Genomic DNA, 15,241 nt, shown 5'->3' with positions numbered 1-15,241 from the left:
TCAATAAAAAAGATTATGCCGAAACGGACAGGGTCATGCGCTAAATGGAATAGCCCTAGAGGGCATGTGGCGGAGTCGGGGAGGGATTGTCCAACCGAAATGGCAGCGGATCAGCGTCCGCTGCCACATTCCTTCACTCAGGCCGCTTTGGCTTGTGCCTGGCTCAGTGAGCGGTTCAGTGCGCTGAACAATGCGCGGAAGCTGGCGGTGGTGATGTTTTCATCGATGCCCACGCCGTGGACGGCCTTGTCACCATTCACACGCAGCTCAATGTAGGCAGCGGCCCTGGCTGTGGTGCCGGAACCGATGGCGTGCTCGTTGTAGTCCATGATCTCTACGGAGATCGGCAGGCCGGCCACCAGCGCTTCCAGAGCACCTTTGCCCTTGCCGCGCCAGTGCTGGGTTTCGCCATCGACGTGTACTTCGGCATCGACCGAACTGTTGCCGTTCTCTTCCTGCAGCTTGTGGCTGATCAGCGCGTAAGGCGCGTTGGCCTGCAGGTATTCACGACGCAGCAACGAGTGGATCTGCTCGGCAGTCATCTCAAGGCCCAGACGGTCGGTTTCACCTTGAACCACCTGGCTGAACTCGATCTGCATGCGGCGCGGCAAGGAAATCCCATATTCCTGTTCCAGCAGGTAGGTGATGCCACCCTTGCCCGACTGGCTGTTGACGCGAATTACGGCTTCGTAGCTGCGCCCGATATCGGCCGGGTCGATCGGCAAGTAAGGCACTTCCCAAAGCTCGCCTTCCTTCTGCTGAGTAAAGCCCTTGCGGATGGCATCCTGGTGCGAGCCGGAGAATGCGGTATGAACCAGGTCGCCCACGTATGGGTGACGCGGGTGAACCGGAATCTGGTTGCACTCTTCGACGACCTTGCGCACGCCGTCGATGTCCGAGAAGTCCAGCTCAGGGTTGATGCCCTGGGTGTAGAGGTTCAAGGCAACGGTCACCAGATCGACGTTACCGGTACGCTCGCCGTTACCGAACAAGCAGCCTTCGACACGGTCCGCGCCCGCCATCAGGCCCAGCTCGGTGGCCGCGACGCCGGTGCCACGGTCGTTGTGGGTGTGCAGGCTGATCAGCACGCTGTCACGGCGCGTGATGTGGCGACCGAACCACTCGATCTGGTCGGCGTAAATGTTGGGTGTAGCCACTTCAACGGTCGCAGGCAGGTTCAGGATCACCTTGTTCTGCGGCGTCGGGTTCCAGACTTCGATCACTGCGTCACAGACTTCCTTGGCGAACTCCAGCTCGGTGGCGCTGAAGGTTTCCGGCGAGTACTGGAAGGTCCACTGGGTTTCAGGTTGTTCGGCGGCGTATTTGACGAACAGCTTGGCAGCGTTCACTGCGATGTCCTTCACGCCAGCCTTGTCCTGATTGAACACAATGCGGCGGAACGACGGGCAGGTCGCGTTATACAAGTGAACAATGGCTTTCTTGGCACCGCGCAGCGACTCGAACGTGCGGGCGATCAGGTCTTCACGCGCCTGGGTCAGCACCTGAATGGTGGTGTCGTCCGGGATGTGACCGTCTTCGATCAGGGTACGCACGAAGTCGAAATCAGTCTGCGAGGCCGACGGGAACGAGGCTTCGATTTCCTTGACGCCGACGCTGACCAACGTCTTCCAGAAGCGCAGCTTCTTGGCAGCATCCATAGGCTCGATCAGCGACTGGTTACCGTCGCGCAGGTCGGAACTGCACCAGATCGGCGCCGCAGTGATGGTCTTGGAAGGCCAGGTGCGGTCAGGCAGATCAATGGTCGGAAACGCGCGGTACTTGTTCGAGGGATCTTTGAGCATGGTCATGTAAATAGTCCTTTGTACTTATAGGCCGGAAAGAAGCGGCCACCGTTATCGCTAACTATGGTCGAGGCACTGCAATCCAGCCCGGCAGTCGTGCACTGACCAGGCTGAGGCACCGATGTTGGCGCAACAGGAATAGGGTTTGAGAGGTGTTCATGAGGCCAACCGTAACCATTGAGGTGGACGATGGCAAGCACTTGAAAATAATTGGGATAAATTCTTGTTATTTTTGATTTTTGGCTTTTTTATCGCACAATTGTTGCGTTTTTTTCAGGGTAATTGTTCGTGATCTGTGATGTGCGCAAGATGATGTTTGGCGATACTCGGTTCGGTGCGTCCCGCTCGTGTCCATTCGCGAGCAAGCTCGCGAAGGCTGCCTGAAGCGCAGCACGGATCATCAAGGTTGAAACGCGCCGATGAAGATCGCCGGATCCACCCGGGCATCGTTCAGGCTGATGTTCCAGTGCATGTGCGGACCCGTCGCGCGGCCGGTTGCGCCTACTTCGCCAACGACGCCGCCACGCGGTACGAGGTCGCCCTGTTTCACATTGATCTTCGACATGTGGCAGAACATGCTGATAAAGCCCTGACCGTGATCGACGAACACGGTATTGCCGTTGAAGAAATAATCGCCAATCAGGATGACCTTGCCGGCTGCCGGGGATTTGATCGGTGTGCCTGCAGGTACCGCGAAGTCCAGACCGGCGTGCGGGTTGCGTTCTTCTCCATTGAAGAAGCGGCGAACCCCGAACTTGCTGGATAGCGGACCGTTGACCGGCTTGTCGAGAATCAGGTTGCTCGGCGTGCCGGGGCTGAAGCTACGGTAGGCGCGTATCTGTTCGGCCAGTTCGCCTTCGATGCGTTTATTGTCTTCAGGGTTCGGATTGACCTGACGCTTGTTCTTCAGGGTAATGCGCTGCTCCGGGTACTTTTTGGTGCCGACAGTGAAACTCAGCGAGCGGCCGCCCGAAACGACCTGTTCTGTACCCGGTTTGACAGTCAGTGGAATGCCGACAATCGCCAGCCAGCGTGTGCCTTGCTCCTTGACCACCAACACCCGCTTGCCCTGATAGGTCGCGGTCGGTGCCTGTGCGCCAGTGCCCAGGTCGATGACGGCGACGCCTCCTGGAACGGGCTTGTTCAGTGCACGGGTGATGAAACTGTCGGCCTGAACAGGCAGGCACAGCAGCAGAGCGAACAGCGGGGCGATAAAACGTAGCATCAGGCAGTCAGTCCAGAAGGGAAAGGGTCACGGGCGTCAGGTGATTGTCTTCGACCCGTACTTGCAGCTCGCCTTCATCCAGCTTCGCGGTCAGGCGTTGGCCGGGGCGGGTTTGTGCGGCATCGCGGATCGCGTGGCCCCGTTCGTCGAGCAGAATGCTGTAGCCGCGACCCAGAGTAGCGAGCGGGCTGACGACGTTGAGAGTCTGGACCTGACTTTGCAGGTGCAGTTTACGGGCTTTGATCTGTTCTCGAATGGCGCGCGGCAAGCGCTCGGCCAGCACATCCAGGCGCTGGCGCAGGAACACCAGCGTGCGTCCCGGATGCTGGGCGGCAAGGCGGCTTTCCATATGAGCCAGACGAACCTGACGCTTGTGCATGCTTTGCTCGAAAGCGCGGCGCATGCGCATGTCCAGGTCATCGAGACGCTGGGATTGCTGACGCAGCCGTTCGCCGGGATGACGCAGGCGTCGGGAGATCCCGTCGAGGCGCAGGCGCTCGCGCATCAGGCGATCCTGCATTCGGCTGATCAGTCGGCGATGCAGGTTGTCGACGCGGCGGTGCAGGTCGCTGGAATCCGGAGCCAGCAGTTCGGCTGCGGCTGACGGGGTTGGCGCACGGACATCGGCCACGAAGTCGCTGATCGACACGTCGGTCTCATGCCCGACCGCGCTGACGATAGGTGTCACGCAGGCATCAATGGCGCGGGCCACGGCTTCTTCGTTAAAGCACCACAGGTCTTCCAGCGATCCGCCACCACGAGCGAGGATCAGCGCATCGAAGCCTCGGGAGTCGGCCAGTTTGAGGGCGCGGACGATCTGATTGATCGCCTCGCGTCCCTGAACGGCGGTCGGAATCAGGGTCAGTTCGACACGCGGTGCGCGGCGGCGGAACACGCTGATGATGTCGCGGATCACTGCGCCGGTCGGCGAACTGATGATGCCGATACGCTGTGGATGCAAGGGCAGGGCGACCTTGCGCTCAGCGCTGAACAGGCCTTCGTCGCTGAGCTTGGCTTTCAGCGCATCGAACGCCAGACGCAACGCGCCGTCACCGGCAGGCTCAACGGTGTCGAGGATCAACTGATAGTCGCCACGACCTTCGAACAGCGACACCTTGCCGCGCACCTTGACCTGCAACCCATCCCTGAGCGCCTGGCGCACTCGCGCCGCACTCTGGCGAAACAGCGCGCAACGCACCTGAGCGCCTGAGTCCTTCAGGGTGAAGTACACATGGCCCGAGGCTGGACGCGAGAGGTTGGATATCTCGCCCTCGACCCAGATGCTGCTGAACACATCCTCCAGCAACACCCGCGCGCGGCCGTTGAGCTGGCTGACAGTAAGGACTTCCCGGTCGAGGCCGAGTCTTGCGAATGGGTCTTTGATCATGTCGGGCATCATAAAGGCAATGTTGGCTGAGCGCACGAGGTCTGCGTTCGCTCAAGAAGGGGTACAGATTGAGGAATCAATGAGCCGGGCGCATGACGTGTGCAGCGATGAGCGCTGCAGCTTGGGCGTATGGCCCAGGACCTTCCACCTCCGGTCTTTCAGGCAACTCTGAACGTTAAAGCAACCTGCCAGTGCCTTTGCTAAAGTCCCTGCAGTCCCTCCATAAAGGAAGCATCGTGGGCGATATCGAGGCGTTCGCAGTGTTTACTCAACTGGGCTTCACACCGCTCGACTGGCTGATCATCGAGCTCAGTGTGGCTGCTGCTTATCTCGTATTCGGCATCGCCGGTTTCGGCACGGCGCTGGTGGCAGGTCCCGTCCTGATTCACTTCATGCCGCTGTCACGCATCATTCCGTTGCTGGTCATGCTCGATTTCCTCGCCGCCTTTGGCAATCTGCTGCCGTCGCGACACTCAGTGGTCAAATCCGAACTGCTGCGTCTGCTTCCGTGTATGGCGGTGGGCTGCACGCTGGGTGTGATGTTCCTGCTCAATCTGAAGTCCGATCTTCTACTTCTATTAATGGGCATCTTTGTCACGGCTTACGCGCTGTACAGCCTGGCGGTGAAGGTACGGCCCACCCAGCTTGCCGCAGGCTGGGCCATTCCCATGGGCACCATTGGCGGTCTGTTTGGTGCCTTGTTTGGCAGTGGCGGCTTTTTATACGCGATCCACCTCAACAGTCGCCTGACCTCGAAAGAGCAGGCCAGGGCTACGCAAAGCGCTCTGATCAGTTGCAGCACCGTCGTGCGCCTGAGTCTGTTTATGATCGCGGGGGTCTACGCCGAAATTCCGCTGCTGGTGCTCGGTGTCTGTCTGTTGCCAGCGATGCTGATCGGCTCCTGGGTGGGGAGGGCGCTGACCCAGCGCTTGTCCCGCGAAACCTTTGTGCGTCTGGTGACGTGGCTGGTGCTGGTGAGCGGCATCGCCCTGATTGGCCGTTACATCGCAGGGTGAATGCCGATTTCACGCTTGACCTGAAAGCAGGGCCGATTAAGCTGCGGCCTCAATCGGTTTCAAGCGACACTCAGTCATGAACACCCAAAGCATCATCGTCCCGCAAATCTCTACCTTCCCGGCCCATGAAGCCAGAGCGCGGCTGATCCTGCGCTGGCTGACCAAGCTCAACGTGGTCGAGCCGGAGCTGTCTACCTGCGGACGCACGGGCAACAAGATGGCCTACGCCGTGGCACCGGGGGCCAGGCGCGTGGTGCAGAATCCGGAGGCCTTGCCGTTCGGGGAAGTCATCAACGGCCTGGAGATCGTGACCAAGCGCTGCATCTTTACGCCACTCGATAACTTCGCCGAAGAAGCTGGTTGTCCGGAATGCCGTCGTGAAATCGGCGAGGCGCTGTTCGACAGCCTTGAAGACTGGATGCCCGGGCACACCGACAACTTCACCTGCCCGGAATGCCGTCATGAAGACGACATCAACGGCTTTCTGTTTCTGGACGCCTGCGGTTTTTCCAACCTGGGATTCATCTTCAACAACTGGCTCGACGCGTCCTTCACCCAGACCTTTCTCGACGACTTCGCCGAACGTCTGGATCGCCCGGTGTCCTTCGTAAAAGTGCGTCTATAAACGGCCTCAATAATAGACTGAGGTTTACATTGAGCCGGGCGGGGTGTGTAGGTATAATGGCGCGCTTCCAATTTTCCCGCCCGGGAGCCCCCGCGATGCTGCGTATCAGTCAAGAAGCCCTTACATTCGACGACATTCTCCTTGTGCCCGGTTATTCCGAGGTACTGCCCAACGAAGTCAGTCTGAAAACCCGTTTGACCCGTGGCATCGAGCTGAATATTCCTTTGGTCTCCGCTGCAATGGACACCGTCACCGAGGCCCGTCTGGCAATTGCCATGGCTCAGGAAGGCGGTATCGGTATCATCCACAAGAACATGACCATCGAACAGCAGGCTGCCGAAGTGCGCAAGGTCAAGAAGTTCGAGGCCGGTGTCGTCAAGGACCCGATCACGATCGAAGCCGACGCCACGGTGCGCGACCTGTTCGAACTCACCCGCATGCACAACATTTCCGGCGTACCCGTGCTGCATGATGGCGACCTCGTCGGCATCGTGACGTCTCGCGACGTACGTTTCGAAAACCGTCTTGATGTCCCGGTCCGCGAAGTGATGACGCCTAAAGAGCGTCTGGTCACCGTGCGTGAAGGCGCTGACAAGAACGAAGTGCGTGAGCTGCTGCACAAGCACCGTCTGGAAAAGGTCCTGATCGTCGACGACAAATTCGCCCTCAAGGGCATGATGACCGTCAAGGACATTGAAAAGGCCAAGGCCTACCCGCTGGCCAGCAAGGACGACCAGGGTCGTCTGCGTGTCGGCGCCGCAGTCGGCACGGGTAAGGACACCGGCGAGCGCGTCACTGCGCTGGTTGCCGCTGGCGTTGACGTGGTGGTTGTAGACACCGCACACGGTCACTCCAAAGGTGTGATCGACCGCGTTCGCTGGGTCAAAGACAACTTCCCGGAAGTGCAGGTCATCGGCGGCAACATTGCCACCGGCGAAGCGGCCAAGGCGCTGGTTGCTGCTGGCGCCGACGCAGTCAAGGTCGGTATCGGCCCTGGCTCGATCTGCACCACCCGTATCGTTGCCGGTGTCGGCGTTCCACAGATCAGCGCCATCGCCAACGTTTCCGCTGCGCTCGAAGGCACCGGCGTGCCGATGATCGCCGACGGCGGTATCCGCTTCTCCGGTGACCTGTCCAAGGCCATCGTGGCTGGCGCTTCCTGCGTGATGATGGGTTCGATGTTTGCCGGTACTGAAGAAGCACCGGGCGAAATCGAGCTGTTCCAGGGCCGTTCCTACAAGGCTTATCGCGGCATGGGTTCGCTGGGTGCAATGTCCCAGGCGCAAGGTTCGTCCGACCGCTATTTCCAGGATTCGTCCGCCGGTGCCGAGAAACTGGTACCGGAAGGTATCGAAGGCCGCGTTGCCTACAAAGGCCCGCTGTCCGCCATCATCCATCAGTTGATGGGTGGTCTTCGTTCTTCCATGGGCTACACCGGCAGCGCCACCATCGAAGAAATGCGCACCAAGCCTGAGTTCGTGCGCATCACGGGTGCCGGCATGGCTGAATCCCACGTCCACGACGTGCAGATCACCAAGGAAGCGCCGAACTATCGCGTTGGTTGATCCGGATTGCACCGTGGCTCACGCCGCGATGCCGTTCAGCAAGTTTCATGGCCGGGGCTGTTGACGCAGCCCCGTGTCGTTTCTGTTTTTTGACGAGATTGAGTCATGGCCCTCGACATTCACGCCCACCGTATCCTGATCCTCGACTTCGGTTCCCAGTACACCCAGCTGATTGCCCGCCGCGTGCGTGAAATCGGCGTGTACTGCGAACTGCATCCGTTCGACATGGACGACGAAGCGATTCGCGAATTCGCCCCGCGCGGCATCATCCTCGCTGGCGGCCCGGAATCCGTACACGAAGCCAACAGCCCGCGCGCGCCGCAGGCCGTGTTCGACCTCAACGTTCCGATCTTCGGCATCTGCTACGGCATGCAGACCATGGCTGAACAACTGGGCGGCCGCGTTGCCGGTTCCGACCTGCGCGAGTTCGGTTATGCCCGTGTTGACGTCGTCGGCAAGAGCTGCATCCTTGACGGCATCGAAGACCACATTGACGCCGATGGCGTGTTCGGTCTCGACGTCTGGATGAGCCACGGCGACAAGGTCACCGAAATCCCGGACGGCTTCCACGTCCTGGCCAGCACCCCGAGCTGCCCGATCGCCGGCATGGCCGACGACACCCGCGGCTACTACGGCGTGCAGTTCCACCCGGAAGTGACCCACACCAAGCAGGGCGGTCGCATCCTGTCGCGCTTTATCCTCGACATCTGCGGCTGTGAAGCCCTGTGGACGCCGTCGCACATCGCTGACGACGCCATCGCCACCATTCGTGCCCAGGTCGGCACTGACAACGTCCTGCTGGGCCTGTCCGGCGGCGTCGACTCATCGGTGGTCGCCGCCTTGCTGCACAAGGCCATCGGCGACCAGCTGACCTGCGTCTTCGTCGACAACGGTCTGCTGCGCCTGCACGAAGGCGAGCAGGTCATGGCCATGTTCGCCGAGAACATGGGCGTCAAGGTCATCCGCGCCAACGCCGAAGAGCAGTTCCTGAACAACCTGGAAGGCGAGAGCGATCCAGAGAAGAAGCGCAAGATCATCGGCCGCACCTTCATCGACGTGTTCGATGCCGAATCCTGCAAGCTGGACAACATCAAGTATCTGGCGCAAGGCACCATCTACCCGGACGTGATCGAGTCGGCTGGCGCGAAAAGCGGCAAGGCACACGTCATCAAGTCGCACCACAACGTGGGCGGCCTGCCGGAAGAAATGAACCTCAAACTGGTCGAGCCCCTGCGCGAACTGTTCAAGGACGAAGTCCGCCGTCTGGGCCTCGAACTCGGCCTGCCGTACGACATGGTCTACCGCCACCCATTCCCGGGCCCGGGCCTGGGTGTGCGCATCCTGGGTGAAGTGAAAAAGGAATACGCCGACCTGCTGCGTCGCGCAGACCACATCTTCATCGAAGAACTGCGCAAGGCCGACTGGTACCACAAAGTCAGCCAGGCCTTCGTCGTATTCCAGCCCGTCAAATCGGTAGGCGTCGTCGGCGACGGCCGTCGCTACGCCTGGGTTGTCGCACTGCGCGCCGTAGAAACCATCGACTTCATGACCGCACGCTGGGCGCACCTGCCTTACGAGCTGCTGGAGACCGTAAGTGGCCGCATCATCAACGAGATCGAGGGTATTTCCCGCGTGACGTATGACGTGTCGAGCAAGCCGCCTGCGACGATTGAGTGGGAATGATTGGGCGTCCGGCATTGTCCGGCACGATCTAGCAAGAAATGCCCTGGAGCCCGCGTAATTGCGGGCTTTTGGCTTTTTGGGTCTGGCAAATTCTGGCAGCTTTGTGCATCGCCAAGCACCGTGTTTATGTGGCATGGTACGGGGCATTGACTAAGCCAAATGCCATGCTTAGTGCTCGATACCATGTCGCCTTAGTAGGGAAGGGCATGGTATCAAATTTCATCATTAGCCCGGTTTCATTGGGTTTTAACGTGGTGCATGAGTGCTTTTTTGAGCATGGTATTTTTTCCATGGAATCCATAACTGCCATGTTGACCGATACCAAGCTGCGCAACCTCAAACCGACAGAAAAACTCTACAAAGTGAACGACCGCGACGGGTTGTACGTGGCCGTTACTGCTGCCGGTTCCATCTCATTTCGCTACAACTACTCCATCAACGGCCGTCAGGAGACCATCACGTTCGGTCGCTATGGCGTTGGTGGCATCACACTTGCTGAAGCCAGAGAGCGCCTGGGAGAGGCTAAAAAGATGGTTTCGGCGGGTAAGTCACCTGCCAAAGAGAAAGCCCGCGCCAAGGCACGCACCAAAGGGGCAGAGACGTTTGAGGCGTGGGCTGAGAAATGGCTGCGCGGGTATCAGATGGCTGACTCGACCCGTGACATGCGCCGATCTGTTTACGAGCGCGAGCTAAAGCCGCGCTTCGGTAATCAGAAACTGGTGGAAATCAATCATGAAGATCTGCGAACGCTGACTGATGCAATCGTGGAGCGAGGAGCTCCAGCTACGGCCGTGCACTCCCGCGAGATCGTGATGCAAGTGTTCCGATGGGCGATTGAGCGTGGCCAGAAGGTCGAGAACCCGGCTGATTTGGTACGTCCTGCAAGCATCGCTAAATTCGAGCCACGTGACCGCGCTTTAGGGCCTGACGAAATCGCGTTGATGTATCAGTACCTGGACCGCATCGGCACCGCCTCATCCGTGAGGGTGGCCGCTAAGTTATTGTTGCTGACAATGGTTCGCAAAAGTGAGTTGACCAACGCTACCTGGAATGAGATCAATTTCAGCGAAGCCTTGTGGACCATTCCGAAAGAGCGGATGAAGCGCCGCAACCCCCATTTGGTGTTCTTATCTCAGCAGGCTTTGGATTTCTTCATCGCGTTGAAGACGTTTGCCGGTGGTTCAGATTACGTCTTTCCCTCCCGGTACGATTCTGATTTGCCAATGAGCACCGCGACGATCAATCAGGTGCTGACGCTGACCTATCGGCTTGCGCAGAAAGAAGGGCAGCCGCTAAGCAAGTTCGGCCCGCATGATTTGAGGCGCACAGCGAGCACGCTGCTGCATGAGGCGGGTTACAACTCAGACTGGATTGAGAAGTGCCTTGCGCACGAGCAGAAGGGGGTACGGGCCGTTTACAACAAGGCTGAATACCGCGATCAGCGTCGGGCGATGTTGCAGGATTGGGCGGATATGATTGACGAATGGACGCTAAAAAAACCACGTGCGAAGGTTTGATTTAAGAGTCCGGTTCGGCCGCGTGAACCTCTATTGCTTGTGTATTTGGGTTGACACTAAAAAGAGCCACCTAACCGGATCGGTGTGGCTGACTCAACCAAAATATCTCTGGGATTGAGGCAATTGCTTTGGATACCGCTTGGCGTTCGATACCCAGCCTGCGCGCAATCGCTGATTGATTGAAACCAAGCCGTTGGAGCATGAGTATCTGTTTTTTTCTATCAGATAATCTTGAGTCCACCATGAGCCGCGCTAGGTCCCGTAACTCTGCTTCCTCTGCTAGCGTTAGCGTTTGGCCAAGCATGTAGTTGTGTATGTAGCTGTCAACCAACTCGTCACCTGATTTCGCTTGCGGGGTGCCTCGCGAGGCGCATTGTCGGCTGAGCCTAATTAGTTCGAGGTCAAACTGCGCTACAGACCGTTTTGCTTTCCTGTACTCGGGATTCCAATCGTCATCCGGCAACTTAGGGCGATGAGCCGCGCAGTACAGGTTGCTTAGGCGTAGTTTTTCATCGATGCCGCGTTGGCCTTCGTCTTTGACGGATTCGGCGAATGAGGCCAGCTCCGCAAGCGAGCCGCAAAATCTACAAAAAACTTTTAAGCGTTGACCATTTAAGCCGCGAACATTTCTGTTCGCCGGTTGCTTGCGCTTGCATGCCCATACCAGCTCGATGAGCGTTTCGAGTGTGGCGATAAATCGCTGATCTCTCTTGGACTGCTGGTCTTCTGTTAGGACAAAAGCTCTTAGCAATCGGCGCTGTACGCGAACCATGGCTTCAGCACCAACCAATCGCATGATCTCACTGAATGCTACGCCGGTACCGGCTCCTGGTACGTGCCCCAGATAGCGCGACGGGAGTGTTGCTGTATACGTAGCAACAACGGGGTCGATGAGTTCTTCTACAAGGCGAGCGATGGGGTAACGCTTCGATGCTGCGGAGTACGGCTCCCAGCAATCTCGAAATCGTTTGATGGCATCTGCGACGGTGGGGTCGCATCCCTTCCAAATGGCGATGGCTGAGCTATTTTTCATGTCAACCATTTTAGCCAATCATTCCGTCGAAGCAAGCGGCACATAGGGGCACGATCAGGCACACATTTGCTGTGACTGATAGAGGCCGAGGTATGCACGTATCGACGAACAGAACTCTCATCGACAAGAAGACGCTTCTAGCGATGATCCCGCTGTGTGAGCGGACGATCTACAACTTTGAAATCAAAGGTAAGTTCCCGCGTCGCATTGCGATCAGCAGTCGCAAAGTAGTATGGGATTTGGCTGAGGTCGAAGATTGGATTGACGCATGTAAGGACTCCGGCCCTGCGCCCAGGCCCGGAATTGGAGTCTGAGCGGTGCAGATCGGGCCCGACGCAGGGCCCATGTCGCAGCAGCATGCTAGAACGGCTTGCGGTCGCCACCAATGTCCACAGCTTGCGCTATTCAGTTCTCAGGACGAGGCGCAGATGTACCACGACAGCAACAGGAGCGGGTTTTTCTCGCTGTTGGTTGACGTACGTGGCGAAAAACGCCAGTCCTCCCACCGGTTAGCGGACATGCCCACCATTCTCAATTTGGTGGATAAAAACCGCGACACATGGATGTCTCAGGCAGAGTTCATCCGGCCCAACCGGCGGGTCGTGAACCTTGCCCGGTTGGGGCTGTTGTTCACCGATCTTGACACTTATCGCATACCTTCTCTCGCCGGTCGCACGCCTGACCAACTGGCGATGTCGGTGCTGTATTTCTGCACTGAAGAAGGGTTACCGGCACCGTCCGTACTGATCTACAGCGGCCGGGGTATCCAGGCGAAATGGCTACTCGACGGTACTATCCCGCGTCAGGCATTGCCCCGCTGGAATGCTTGCCAACGCTACCTAGTGGATCGCCTCGCACATGTCGGGGCCGATCCGATGGCCAAAGACGCAAGCCGCGTTTTGCGAACCATCCAGACAGTCAACAGCAAGAGTGGCGAAGTCTGTCGCGTTGTTCACGTCACGAACGACACCGATGGCCAGCCCGTCCGCTACAACTTCGAGTATATGGCCGAGGCCCTGCTACCAACTTCCCGTTGGACAATCGAGCAACAGCGGCAGGACCAGGCCGAGCGGGTCAAACGCAAGCTTAAGCCCTTCCTTTTGGTGCCCGGCGGTAAAGCTGACAATCTCCGCGGATTCTCCGGCCGCCAGCTTGCTTGGGATCGCCTCGAAGACCTGCGCAAGCTCGCCGAGCTGCGCGGTGGCGTCAACGAAGGCAGCCGGATGCAGCACCTATTTTGGCGCTTGAACTTCCTGCTACTGTCCGGCGCGACCAACAGCAAGCAGATGTATCACGAAGCCTCAGCGCTGGCTCGCGAGCTAGATCCGAAATGGAGCAGCCGTTCCAAGGAACTAATGACGCTGTTCAGTAAGGCCAAGGCGTACGAGTCTGGGGAAAGGGTTAGCTTCGGAGGTAAGGATTACACGCCGCTCTACACGCCCAGGAACGAAACCCTGATCAACCTTTTCATGATCACCGTGGATGAACAGCGGCAGCTCAAGACGATCATCGGCTCGGGGATGGCCCAGGAGCGTGACAGGAAGCGCCACGAGATCCGCAGGCGCGCCGCCGGTGCGGTTAGCCGCGAAGCCTATATCGAAGTGGCTAACGGCAAGCTGGCAAAGGCTCAAGCGCTCAGAGCGGAAGGCATGAGCGTGCGAGCGATTGCTAGGCAAATGGGCATCTCGGTGGGGGCCGTTTCCGGCTACCTCAAGGTGAAGCTTGTGAAGTGTTCAGAGTCCGTGCGTACTACTAATGGCGAAGCTCCCGATCCCGTGTAGGTGTTCAATGTCCGTCCGTATTACTAATGGCGAAGCCTCCGCGTTGTTGACTGCGGATCTGTTGTTGGTGATCTAGGTGGTGGGGCAGATCTAGTCACTGAAGGCGGAGGTCTTAGATGTGTCCCAAGGCGCCTATGCTAGTAACGGGGATGGCCCCCGCAATAGCTGTTCCATGTCCGTGCGTATTACTAATCGAAAGCCTGTGGTTTCGCAGTGCGCAGAAATGTACTCCTTCTGGCCGCGAGTTCGCATCGCTTGGCAGCTCGATGTAGTTGTTTCATTGCGGCGGGGTCTCATTCACCGGCACCCACGGTCCACTCGGTTGGTTCGTCCCGACATACAGCATGGTTAGCACTCCGTGCTCGTAGCTACCGGGTACTGCACCGAATTCAATCTGATCCCCACTGTTGAAAAAACCATCGTGAAGAACGATAGGGCTGCCGTTCCTCGGTGTGATTGTGACTCGGGTCTTGCCTGATGGACGACATGATGCCCGGACAACGGCGTCCGTGTAGGTTTCACTGTCCCCAAACTGGTAGGTCCCGATGTCGCTTTTGCCACCAGGCCGTCGGCAGTCTCGGCCCAGTAGTGAGACGCCCATGATCTCTGCGGAATGATCAGTGGTGAGCTTCGCCGGCATATAGAAGGTGAGTTGCGCGACTATCTGTTGGTCTGCTGGCATTGGCATGACGTGGTCCTGAGCCCACGCGATAAACGACAAGCACAGGGGGCCGATGTTTTGAGAAAGGAAGCTTGTGTAAGACTCCATCAACGCTCCGCCGGTAGCGGATAGAAAGGCAATCCATAGCGCCTTGATCCCGCCTTTTTTCCGGTCTGCTGATTCGGGAGGAGATGTTTCTGATTCCTGCTTCTTTGATTTTTCTTTAATGCGCACGTTCGTCCGCTCAATTGTTCAGTCAGTTAAAACAAGGTTGTATTTTCAAGCCAGGGTGACCACCTCGCCAGTTGAGAAAGCGTCAACGATCAGTATCGGCCAAGTATTCGTCGTAATTTTATTGGTAAATGGATCAGCACGCGAGAGGCGTCGAGAGGGATACCCCCCTGACCGGTGGACACCAAAAAGAAAGTCAGGGCGCTGGTTTGTCTATCGACTTCCCCCGAAAGGCCTCAGGAGGCGGTGAGCCGCTTTTCAGTTGTTTAGTAATGGTGCACGCCGGTGAGAGGCGAAAATCGCTCCGAGCGCAGCACATATGCCTTCTTGATGTGCAGCAGGCAAACAAAACCCCGCACTTGAGCGGGGTTTTCTGTAGGGCAGGGTAGTGATTAGCGATTGGCTGGGGTTTCCTGCTGCTGTGCTTGCTGCGCGGCTTGGATGGCCATCAAAACTTGCCGGTTCAAGTTCGCGTTAGTCTTGCTGCCCAGCAAAGGTAGTCGATTTAGAGCCTCTGCCCCGACAAACATGCGATACGAAGCCGACATTGCGAGCGGGCTAACGCGAAGCTGCAGCGCCGTGTACTGCCGATCCAGCTTATCTAGCTGCGGCCCGTAACCTTTGCTTCGCAGCCACCGGCCTAGTGCCCACATGCCGACGGCGAACGTAAAGGCGAATACTGCGAATCCAGCGAGCATCAGAAATCCCATCATGA

At 58.1% G+C, this 15,241-nt stretch carries 13 protein-coding genes; 7 read left to right on the top strand and 6 right to left on the bottom strand.

The genetic code is table 11. From position 1 onward, the window contains the following. Window positions 1–137: 137 nt before the first annotated feature. The 3 genes from leuA to xseA all read right to left on the bottom strand — a co-directional run bounded on the left by leuA (window position 138) and on the right by xseA (window position 4,414). The gene (leuA, locus tag KDX39_RS06250) at window positions 138–1,808 is read right to left on the bottom strand and encodes a 2-isopropylmalate synthase (protein WP_231659734.1); all 1,671 of its coding nucleotides are present in this window, start codon (window positions 1,806–1,808) and stop codon (window positions 138–140) included. Between the two features lie 394 nt (window positions 1,809–2,202). Further along, window positions 2,203–3,027 (bottom strand): peptidoglycan DD-metalloendopeptidase family protein, encoded by an 825-nt coding sequence (locus KDX39_RS06245; RefSeq protein WP_231659733.1) that lies wholly within the window; start codon window positions 3,025–3,027, stop codon window positions 2,203–2,205. Between the two features lie 7 nt (window positions 3,028–3,034). Further along, entirely contained in the window at window positions 3,035–4,414 is a 1,380-nt protein-coding gene (gene xseA, locus KDX39_RS06240; RefSeq protein WP_231659732.1) for an exodeoxyribonuclease VII large subunit, read from the bottom strand. 236 nt (window positions 4,415–4,650) lie between these two features. Between xseA and KDX39_RS06235 the strand changes: the two genes are divergently transcribed. The 5 genes from KDX39_RS06235 (at window position 4,651) to KDX39_RS06215 (ending at window position 10,820) form a co-directional block, all read left to right on the top strand. Next, window positions 4,651–5,430 carry a sulfite exporter TauE/SafE family protein gene (locus KDX39_RS06235; protein ID WP_231659731.1) on the top strand — a complete coding sequence of 260 codons (780 nt, stop codon included), beginning with the start codon at window positions 4,651–4,653 and terminating at the stop codon, window positions 5,428–5,430. A gap of 76 nt (window positions 5,431–5,506) precedes the next feature. Next, the gene (locus KDX39_RS06230) at window positions 5,507–6,055 is read left to right on the top strand and encodes a sugar ABC transporter ATPase (RefSeq protein ID WP_231659730.1); all 549 of its coding nucleotides are present in this window, start codon (window positions 5,507–5,509) and stop codon (window positions 6,053–6,055) included. Window positions 6,056–6,150: 95 nt separating this feature from the next. Next, window positions 6,151–7,620, top strand: a complete 1,470-nt coding sequence (gene guaB / locus KDX39_RS06225; RefSeq protein ID WP_231659729.1) for an IMP dehydrogenase — start codon at window positions 6,151–6,153, stop codon at window positions 7,618–7,620. Window positions 7,621–7,725: 105 nt separating this feature from the next. Further along, entirely contained in the window at window positions 7,726–9,303 is a 1,578-nt protein-coding gene (gene guaA / locus KDX39_RS06220; RefSeq protein WP_231659728.1) for a glutamine-hydrolyzing GMP synthase, read from the top strand. A gap of 308 nt (window positions 9,304–9,611) precedes the next feature. Continuing rightward, complete coding sequence (locus tag KDX39_RS06215) at window positions 9,612–10,820, top strand: tyrosine-type recombinase/integrase (RefSeq protein WP_231659939.1); 1,209 nt, start codon at window positions 9,612–9,614, stop codon at window positions 10,818–10,820. 70 nt (window positions 10,821–10,890) lie between these two features. Here the strand turns inward: KDX39_RS06215 and KDX39_RS06210 are convergent, their stop codons facing one another. Beyond that, the gene (locus KDX39_RS06210; protein WP_231659727.1) at window positions 10,891–11,862 is read right to left on the bottom strand and encodes a hypothetical protein; all 972 of its coding nucleotides are present in this window, start codon (window positions 11,860–11,862) and stop codon (window positions 10,891–10,893) included. 83 nt (window positions 11,863–11,945) lie between these two features. Between KDX39_RS06210 and KDX39_RS06205 the strand changes: the two genes are divergently transcribed. Next, complete coding sequence (locus tag KDX39_RS06205; RefSeq protein ID WP_231659726.1) at window positions 11,946–12,167, top strand: helix-turn-helix transcriptional regulator; 222 nt, start codon at window positions 11,946–11,948, stop codon at window positions 12,165–12,167. Window positions 12,168–12,281: 114 nt separating this feature from the next. Next, on the top strand, window positions 12,282–13,634 hold the full coding sequence (locus KDX39_RS06200) for a replication protein (protein ID WP_331462071.1): 1,353 nt from the start codon (window positions 12,282–12,284) through the stop codon (window positions 13,632–13,634). A 277-nt stretch (window positions 13,635–13,911) separates the two neighbouring features. On the opposite strand, the gene KDX39_RS06195 is transcribed toward KDX39_RS06200, so the two are convergent. Together KDX39_RS06195 and KDX39_RS06190 are read right to left on the bottom strand one after the other, a co-directional pair. Further along, window positions 13,912–14,529: a hypothetical protein gene (locus tag KDX39_RS06195; protein ID WP_231659724.1), complete on the bottom strand. Its 618-nt coding sequence runs from the start codon at window positions 14,527–14,529 to the stop codon at window positions 13,912–13,914. Window positions 14,530–14,918: 389 nt separating this feature from the next. Next, window positions 14,919–15,239, bottom strand: a complete 321-nt coding sequence (locus KDX39_RS06190; protein ID WP_122576273.1) for a hypothetical protein — start codon at window positions 15,237–15,239, stop codon at window positions 14,919–14,921. Window positions 15,240–15,241 lie beyond the last annotated feature (2 nt).

Source organism: Pseudomonas sp. CDFA 610, from assembly GCF_021147865.1.
In the GTDB taxonomy this organism is placed as follows: Bacteria; Pseudomonadota; Gammaproteobacteria; order Pseudomonadales; family Pseudomonadaceae; genus Aquipseudomonas; species Aquipseudomonas alliivorans.
Note: the sequence above shows the minus strand (reverse complement) of the source record. Positions and strands in the feature narration are given on the sequence as shown.